A 7460-nucleotide genomic window follows, 5' to 3' on the forward strand; every position below is an offset into this window, starting at 1 on the left:
CGCGACCCGAAGCTGACGGGTACCGGCGTCGACCAGAACGTCGAATTGTTGGTCCACACCGGACGATGACTCCGATTGCCGCAGTGTCCTAGGTGATTTCAGGTCCGCTCGAAGGCGAGCGGTGCGCTTTCGCCCACGACACTGCGGCAACGACGAATCGAACGCCGAATCCGATCAACACCAGATTGCAGACGATCTGAAGGCTCACGAGCCCCCGGGCAAGGTCCGTCTGCGCGGCGATGTCACCGAATCCGACTGTCGAGAAGACGGACAACGAAAAGTACAGCGCCGCCATACGCGACAGCGGTTCGGTGAAACTGCCAGGGCTTGCATGCTCGACCGAAAAATAGGTGATGGACACCAACAACAAGTACGTCGGCATCACCACCGCCACAGCTTCGACCGCCTGCAGAGATGGCACATCGGAACGCAGAATTCGCCACACCTGCCAGGTGGTCACGGCAAGTACCGCGGCGCCTCCACCGATCAAGAGGAAGATTGCACTGGCGGTATGTACATCGATCCACGGCAGAAAGAAATACGCGCATCCGAAGGCGATCACCGTCAGCGTGGGTCGAAGCACTGCACCACGGATCAGCGCGCGTCGTCGTTCCCGGTCGATGTGGGGAGAATCGCCTTTTTTCCGCATGAATCAATGATCGACAATTTCGCAGGTAAAACCACCCTTTCGGTCCGAAAAGGACGTCACGGAGACGAAAAGCACTGAGCAATCCTCACGAACCTTCTGTAACGTTCATATAACGGCGGTCGATTGAACATTGACCGGTATTGACTGTGAGGAGGTGTGCGATGAGTTGTTCACTGGGAATTTCCACTGGATCTTCCGGTGTCTATTCAGCACTCGTCGACACCGATACCAGCACAAACGCGCCAGGCGCCGTGCCTGCCGAGACTCGCTTCGTCTCGGCGGATCAGGCCAATTCCAACGTCGGTGACCTTGTCAGAGCATCCATCAAGCTGATGACGACGCAGGTAACGGACGGATCTGAAGCGCCGCGCTCGATCGGTGTCAGCTATCGCACGGACGATCAACTCGCGAGCATCAGGTCATCTCTTTCGCGCTCGCCGAAGCAGGTCCGTGCAATCCCCGAGCCTGCCGCCGTACACGCGTATCTCGCCGAGACAGGGAAAACCGAGCGGTACGACACGACAGCTCAGGTGGACGTCGGTGATCAAGGTCTGACGGTGTCCGTCGTCGACCACACCGGTGAAGTTCTGCACTCCGACCGTATCGACGCCCTCGCAGGGGCCGGAATCGACCGGGCATTGGTCGACTTCGTGACGGAGAAGGCGCCAGGGCACTTGCGCCGGTACACCGACGCGGAACTTCTTGCCGCCCGGTGCCATGTCGCCAAAGAGCAACTGTCCACGTCCACCAAGGTGACCGTCGACCTTCCGATCGACGCGATGGCGATCACGCGCGACGAGTTCGAGGCCATCATCGCCCCGGATATCGAGCGCGCCGTCACCTTCATCCGTGAAGTCGTGAAGGGCTCACCGCGGCCCGTCGGTGCCGTTGTACTCATCGGCGGTGGCGCACATATTCCGGCCGTGCGGTCCGCCGTCGCCGCTGCCGTCGACGTCCCCATGGTCGAGATCGTCGAGCCCGAGACTGCGGCAACCAAAGGTGCTGCACTCCTGGCAGATTCGATCACCGCAATTCGTTTCCCGCTGCTGGGCTCCGGAAGTGACCAGCGCTCCGGATCCACCGCCAAGGTATCGGGAGCGTTGATCGGTGCGCTCGTGGTCGGCGGACTGGTACTCGGTTACGGCGCAAAGGAATTGGTGCCGACCGACGACACCGCGGTCTCGCCCGTCGGAACGGGGTCGACCACGACGACGGTGAGCCCCGAAGCGACACCGAGCACCGGATCGACGATCATTCCGTCTCATGATCCTCTGCCTTCGGTAGCCGGCAGCACGTATCCTCGGTACGGGTATCCCACCACCCCGTTCGACTCGCAGCCTTACGACACGCACTCGTACACAACGCATCAGTACACACTTCCGCCTGCGCCGATCCCGGACACCTCGACGACAACCACGCCGCCGACCACGACAACGACCACTCCGAATTGGCCGACCATTCCCGGAATCACGCTGCCCGATCCACCGGCGTGGTGGCCGACGATGCCGGACACCGAGGCGACGCCCCCGGTCGATCCGACCGAGGCAAACCCCGGCGGCGGTCTCGGCCCGGGTGAGAGCGGCGGCGAGAACCCGACGACGCCGGAGACTCCTGGATCCGGTTCCACCGAAACCGAAATCACTACCCCTGGTGGTGGTGATCCGACGACGAAGCCCGGTGAACCGAATACCTCGATGCCCGAAAACGGTCCCGCGACCACACCGGATCGGGAACCGGCCCCGGTCGGCTGATTCTCAGTCGGCCGATTTTCAGTGCATCAGCTGGCTGACGGAGACCGACAGCCCCGGGTCCGTCGCAACACTCAATTCCGAAGGGCCTGCGCCGTTTCCGATCAGGTGAGCGGCCAACGATGCGATCATCACGCCGTTGTCCGTGCACAGTCGAGGTTTCGGAATGCGCAACGTGATGCCTGCTTCGGCGCAGCGCTGCTCGGCGAGTGAGCGGATGCGCGAATTGGCCGTGGCGCCGCCGCCGAGAACCAACGTGTCGACCCCGACGTCCTTGGCTGCACGCACTGCCTTCATCGTCAGGACGTCTGCAACCGCTTCCTGGAACGAGGCAGCGATGTCCGGGATCGAAAAGGTCTCGCCTGCGCGCTCTTTCGATTCGACATAGCGCGCGACGGACGTCTTGAGTCCCGAGAACGAGAAGTCGTGCCGCGAATCGCGCGGCCCCGTCATGCCGCGAGGGAAGGCGATTGCGTTCGGATCTCCCTCTTGCGCAGCAGCATCGAGTGCCGGTCCACCGGGAAAGCCGAGTCCGAGCAGTCTGGCCACCTTGTCGAAGGCCTCGCCGGCGGCGTCGTCGACAGTCGTGCCCAGTTCGACAATGGGCTTGCCCAGATCTTCGACGTGAAGCAGGTGTGTGTGACCGCCGGAGACCAACAATGCGACGCACGAGGGCAACGGACCGTGCTCGAGAGTGTCCACCGAGACGTGACCGCCGAGATGATTGACCGCATAGAACGGGATGTTCCATGCTGCCGCATAGGCTTTCGCTGCGGCTACACCGACCAGCAGCGCGCCGGCCAGTCCGGGTCCGATGGTGACGGCCAGCGCGTCGGGCTTCTCGATACCGGCGGCAGCAAGGGCACGGCGCATCGTCGGCACGATCGCCTCGAGGTGAGCCCGCGAGGCCACTTCGGGAACCACTCCCCCGTACCTGGCGTGCTGATCCACGCTCGATGCCACCTCGTCGGCCAACAGCTCGCAGGTTCCGTCACCGTTCCAGCGGACGATACCGACACCTGTTTCGTCGCAAGAACTTTCGACACCCATGACGATCATGCTTGCTGCTCCTCAATTTCGCGGACACCGAGCACGGCAGGCCGTCTCATCGTGTACGCATCTGCCCCACTGGGCTGGTAGTACTTCTTTCGTGTTCCGACGATCTCGAATCCTTCGCGCCGGTACAGCGCGATGGCAGGTTCGTTGTCGGTGCGCACTTCCAGGAACACCGGGCACTGCCGTGAATCCGCCAGAGTCAGAAGCGCATCGAGCAACGCGCCGCCGATTCCGAGTCGCTGAGCCGAGGGATCTGTACCGATGGTGTGAACCTCGGCCTCCATGTTCGGCGACGCCCCCAACAATGCGACTCCGGCGTAGCCGAGGACGTGACCGTCAGGCTCCCGGGCAACGAAGTAATGATTATGTGCGCCTGCAAGTTCCGAGACGAACGCTTGTGCGCTCCAGGGTCCGTCGCCTGCGAACAACGCGCGCTCCAACTCCGCGCACCGTTCGGTGTCATCGACGTTCATCGGCTCGATGCTGTACTTCATCTGCTCTGTCTCACTTGCCACGTTCTGCAAGGGTCTTCGCGTCCGGGCGTCGGAGGTACAGCGGCTCCAGCGGGGCCGGAACCGAGCCGGACAGGATCTCGCGAGCAGCGACTGTCACCAACCCGGCCGGTGAAGGTGTCTCCGCCGGGTCGACGGGTAGATCGAAGAAGTCCACGTGCGAAGCGGATCCGGCAATCAGCGTCGAAGGCGAAGGATCGACGTCGCCGGCGGAATTCACAGCCGGTCCTTCGACGCGCACTCCGCCGTCATAGCGCGCCCAGTAGAGCTCGCGACGCCTCGCGTCAGTCACGACGAGCAGGCTCGGTGTGGTCGGTACCGCAGCCGCGATCGCATCGAGGCTGCACACGCCGTACACGGGAACACCGAGTGCGTCACCGAAGGCAGCGCCCGTCGCCATGCCGACACGCAGTCCGGTGTACGGCCCTGGCCCGACACCCACGACGACGGCGTTCAAGTCGGCCGGTGTGAGCCCTGCCTCGGCGAGGCATTCGAGGACGTGAGGGGTCAAGACCTCGGCGTGCGCACGAGGATTGACCGTGACACGCACGGCAAGCGTCTCCACTGTGTCCGGTGACTCTGCGTCCGGTGACACTGGGTCCGGCGACGAAGCCGACAGGGAGACGACTCCGGCAGTGACTGCCGGAGTGGAGGTGTCAATTGCGATAACAAGCACGATTTCTCAGGGTACCCGCACGTGAAGAACTACTTCCGGCCCGGGAGGGTCACGACGTCTGTGACACGAAACGCCCTTTCACGACGTCTGTGACACCAAACTCCCTTTCACGACGTCCAGGACCAACTCGCAGTCCGCACATCCGATTCGGGTTCCCGATGAAGCTGCACTCGCAGGTGCCGTTCGACGAGCCTTTCCACGACGTCACCACCCCATTCGACCACCACCACTGCATCGGTGAGGTCGGTGTCGAGGTCGAGGGCATCGAGTTCGTCGAGCGCATGCGGTCCGCTGTCTCCCAGCCGGTATGCGTCGACGTGGATCATGCCGACGGGAACTCCGCCGCCAGGGCGGGTGCCCGGACGATGCTCACGAGCGATGACGAACGTCGGGGACGTCACCCGGCCCTGCACCCCGAGCCCGGCGCCGATTCCGCGCGTCAACGCGGTCTTGCCTGCCCCGAGTGGACCGTCCAGCACCACCAGGTCGCCGGCAACAAGTCCCGCCGCCAAGCGTCGGCCGAAAGCCTCGGTATCCTCGGCCGTTTCCAACGTGATCTGTCCGGACACGGGAAGTCCCGTGGAGTTCTCAGCCGACATCGGACCGCTCTTCTACCTGCGCTCGCTGCACCAACTTGTCGATTGCGTCCGTCACGATCGCCGGGAACTCGAGCTGCACCAGATGGCCGGCCCCGTGAACTCGCACGAGTTCGGACTCGGGGAGATCGGCAGCGAGACGCTTGGAGCTGATGAACGGAATCATCATGTCTTGATCGCCGCAGATCACGACTGCCGGTGTGTGCGCGAGGACCTCGAGAGAAGCGGACTCGTCGTGCAGTTCCAACGTCCGCAGGAAATTGACGATGGTCACAACCGAGGTGCGGTCGAGCATGCCGTCCGAGAGTTCATGCAGCCGTGGGCTGACATCGGTGCCGTACGAGGCCGCACGCAGGATCGGCGTGATCAATACTCGCGCAGCGCCCCGGGCATGCTGAACTACTCCTGGTGAGGTGCGCACTGCCAACCGGAATCCGTCGATGATCGGATTCTGCAGATTGCGGGTCAGGCCGGTCTCGGCCAGGCCTGCCGCCGTCGTCGCGACCAGCCCCACGCCGATGACTCGGCCCTCGAACCATTCGGGTCGCTGACCGGCGAGCGCGAGTACCGTCATGCCGCCCATCGAGTGACCGACGAGAACTATCGGCCCCTTGGGTACCTTGGCCTCGACGACGGTCGCGAGGTCGCGGCCGAGCTGAGAAACCGTACAACTCTTCGAACGCGGCATGCCCGAGTCTCCGTGTCCGCGCTGGTCGTAGAACACCATGCGAACCTTGTTGCCCCATCGCTCTTCGAGCTGGCGGCGCTGGAAATGCCAGGACAGCGCACTCAGGCAGTATCCGTGCACGAAAACGACCGTCAGCGGAGCGTCGTCCGGTCCCACTTCGCGAACTGCCAGCTCGACACCGTCCTCGGTGCGCACCGTGCTCTTGCGGTCGCGCGTCATGAGGTCGAAATCCTCGTCCGCGTAGATTTCCCGGCCCGGACGCGTCGCGGTCTTGAATGCGTTCACGCCGGCCATCGAGCCGAGCGCCACGGCGCTGAGCAGGCCACCGAGAATGCTCATCTTTCCTGCAGTCTTCATGACGTCTCTCCCCCGATGTACGTACGCACAGTGCGTCCACGTATCCCGGTCACGACCTCGTAGTGAATGGTGTCGAGTACGTCGGCCCAGGCCTGCGCGTTGGGTTCGCCGTGATCGCCGTTGCCGAAGAAGATCGCGGTGTCGCCTTCGCGAACTCCGTCACCGTCCGGACCCAGGTCCACCAATACCTGGTCCATGCAGATTCGCCCGACAGCCTGGCGACGCTTACCGCCCAACTGCACTTCGAACTTGCCACTCAGTGAGCGAGACAAACCGTCGGCGTAGCCGACGGGAAGCAGCGCAAGAGTGGTGTCGTGCGGTGCGACCCACTGATGCCCGTAGGAGACGCCCTCTCCGGCGGCTACCTTCTTCACCAGAATCACCTTCGCTCGCAGCGTCATCGCCGGTCGTAAACCGAAATCTCCGAGTTCGGGCACCGGAGACAATCCATATATCGCGATTCCGGGCCGAACCATGTCAAACCGCAGGTCAGGACGGGTGACTGTAGCAGCGGAGTTGGAAAGATGAACGACTTCGGGGTCGAATCCGCGAGCGCGGACGTCGGCAACCGCGTCGATCAAACGCTGCTTCTGCATGTCGATGACGTCGTGATGCGGTTCGTCCGAGTGCGCGAGGTGAGAGAACACTCCGCGCAGCCTGATCGTGCCCTCGTCCCGCGCAGTGGCGAGGTCGTCGAGCATCTGCGGCCACTCGGTTCTCGATACGCCGTTGCGATTGAGACCGGTGTCCACCTTGAGCGTCACCATCGCCTTTTGTCCCAGAACCCGTGCCGCGTCGACGACAGCGGCCAGGTGTCGCGGGGAGGACACGCCGATCTCGACGTCCGATCGGATCGCCGAGGCGAAATCGGCGTCGACGCCGTGCAGCCAGGCAAGAACGGGAGCGGTGATGCCTGCCTCGCGAAGGACCAGTGCCTCCGCGATGGTGGTGACGCCGAGTTCCCGGGCTCCCGCCGAGAGCGCCGTCCGCGCCACCGCAACTGCGCCGTGGTTGTATCCGTCCGCCTTGATGACCGCCATCAACGCTGCATCCCCGGCAAATTCACGCAGAACACGCACGTTGTGCGCGATCGCGTCCAGATCGACGACTGCCTCCGTCTGCGGCCCTACTGCGTCGTCGAGTCGGCTCGCCTTCCCCTCCGCAGGCTCCTTCGGTGC

The 7460-nt window shown here is 63.5% G+C and carries 8 protein-coding genes; 1 reads left to right on the forward strand and 7 read right to left on the reverse strand.

Annotated elements, in window-relative coordinates; genetic code table 11:
* Positions 1-88: 88 nt before the first annotated feature.
* A complete protein-coding gene (locus A2J01_RS06025) occupies positions 89-649 on the reverse strand; it encodes a potassium channel family protein (RefSeq protein WP_007728612.1) in 561 nt (186 codons plus the stop codon).
* Between the two features lie 161 nt (positions 650-810).
* Between A2J01_RS06025 and A2J01_RS06030 the strand changes: the two genes are divergently transcribed.
* Positions 811-2400: an Hsp70 family protein gene (locus A2J01_RS06030; protein WP_064112313.1), complete on the forward strand. Its 1590-nt coding sequence runs from the start codon at positions 811-813 to the stop codon at positions 2398-2400.
* 18 nt (positions 2401-2418) lie between these two features.
* On the opposite strand, the gene tsaD is transcribed toward A2J01_RS06030, so the two are convergent.
* The 6 genes from tsaD to alr all read right to left on the reverse strand — a co-directional run.
* Positions 2419-3456: a tRNA (adenosine(37)-N6)-threonylcarbamoyltransferase complex transferase subunit TsaD gene (gene tsaD, locus A2J01_RS06035; RefSeq protein ID WP_054827677.1), complete on the reverse strand. Its 1038-nt coding sequence runs from the start codon at positions 3454-3456 to the stop codon at positions 2419-2421.
* Positions 3453-3947, reverse strand: coding sequence for a ribosomal protein S18-alanine N-acetyltransferase (gene rimI, locus A2J01_RS06040; protein ID WP_050655860.1), 495 nt, complete (start codon positions 3945-3947; stop codon positions 3453-3455). The genes tsaD and rimI overlap by 4 nt, the downstream gene beginning before the upstream one ends.
* A gap of 10 nt (positions 3948-3957) precedes the next feature.
* On the reverse strand, positions 3958-4641 hold the full coding sequence (gene tsaB / locus A2J01_RS06045) for a tRNA (adenosine(37)-N6)-threonylcarbamoyltransferase complex dimerization subunit type 1 TsaB (RefSeq protein ID WP_064112314.1): 684 nt from the start codon (positions 4639-4641) through the stop codon (positions 3958-3960).
* Positions 4642-4748: 107 nt separating this feature from the next.
* Entirely contained in the window at positions 4749-5240 is a 492-nt protein-coding gene (gene tsaE, locus A2J01_RS06050; protein WP_003940673.1) for a tRNA (adenosine(37)-N6)-threonylcarbamoyltransferase complex ATPase subunit type 1 TsaE, read from the reverse strand.
* Positions 5230-6282 (reverse strand): alpha/beta fold hydrolase, encoded by a 1053-nt coding sequence (locus A2J01_RS06055; RefSeq protein WP_003940782.1) that lies wholly within the window; start codon positions 6280-6282, stop codon positions 5230-5232. The genes tsaE and A2J01_RS06055 overlap by 11 nt, the downstream gene beginning before the upstream one ends.
* Positions 6279-7460, reverse strand: a 1182-nt coding sequence (alr, locus tag A2J01_RS06060; RefSeq protein ID WP_269455288.1) for an alanine racemase, incomplete at its 5' end; no start/stop codon positions are given. The genes A2J01_RS06055 and alr, both read right to left, overlap by 4 nt.

The organism is Rhodococcus sp. EPR-134 (genome assembly GCF_001647205.1).
Lineage (GTDB): Bacteria > Actinomycetota > Actinomycetes > Mycobacteriales > Mycobacteriaceae > Rhodococcus_F > Rhodococcus_F qingshengii.

Bases quoted from the DNA above. Each gene is read 5' to 3' on its own strand.
- A2J01_RS06025 (WP_007728612.1), bottom strand. From the start codon at position 649: ATGCGGAAAAAAGGCGATTCTCCCCACATCGACCGGGAACGACGACGC.
- tsaD (WP_054827677.1), bottom strand. From the start codon at position 3,456: ATGATCGTCATGGGTGTCGAAAGTTCTTGCGACGAAACAGGTGTCGGT.
- A2J01_RS06055 (WP_003940782.1), bottom strand. From the start codon at position 6,282: ATGAAGACTGCAGGAAAGATGAGCATTCTCGGTGGCCTGCTCAGCGCC.
- tsaE (WP_003940673.1), bottom strand. From the start codon at position 5,240: ATGTCGGCTGAGAACTCCACGGGACTTCCCGTGTCCGGACAGATCACG.
- rimI (WP_050655860.1), bottom strand. From the start codon at position 3,947: ATGAAGTACAGCATCGAGCCGATGAACGTCGATGACACCGAACGGTGC.
- A2J01_RS06030 (WP_064112313.1), top strand. From the start codon at position 811: ATGAGTTGTTCACTGGGAATTTCCACTGGATCTTCCGGTGTCTATTCA.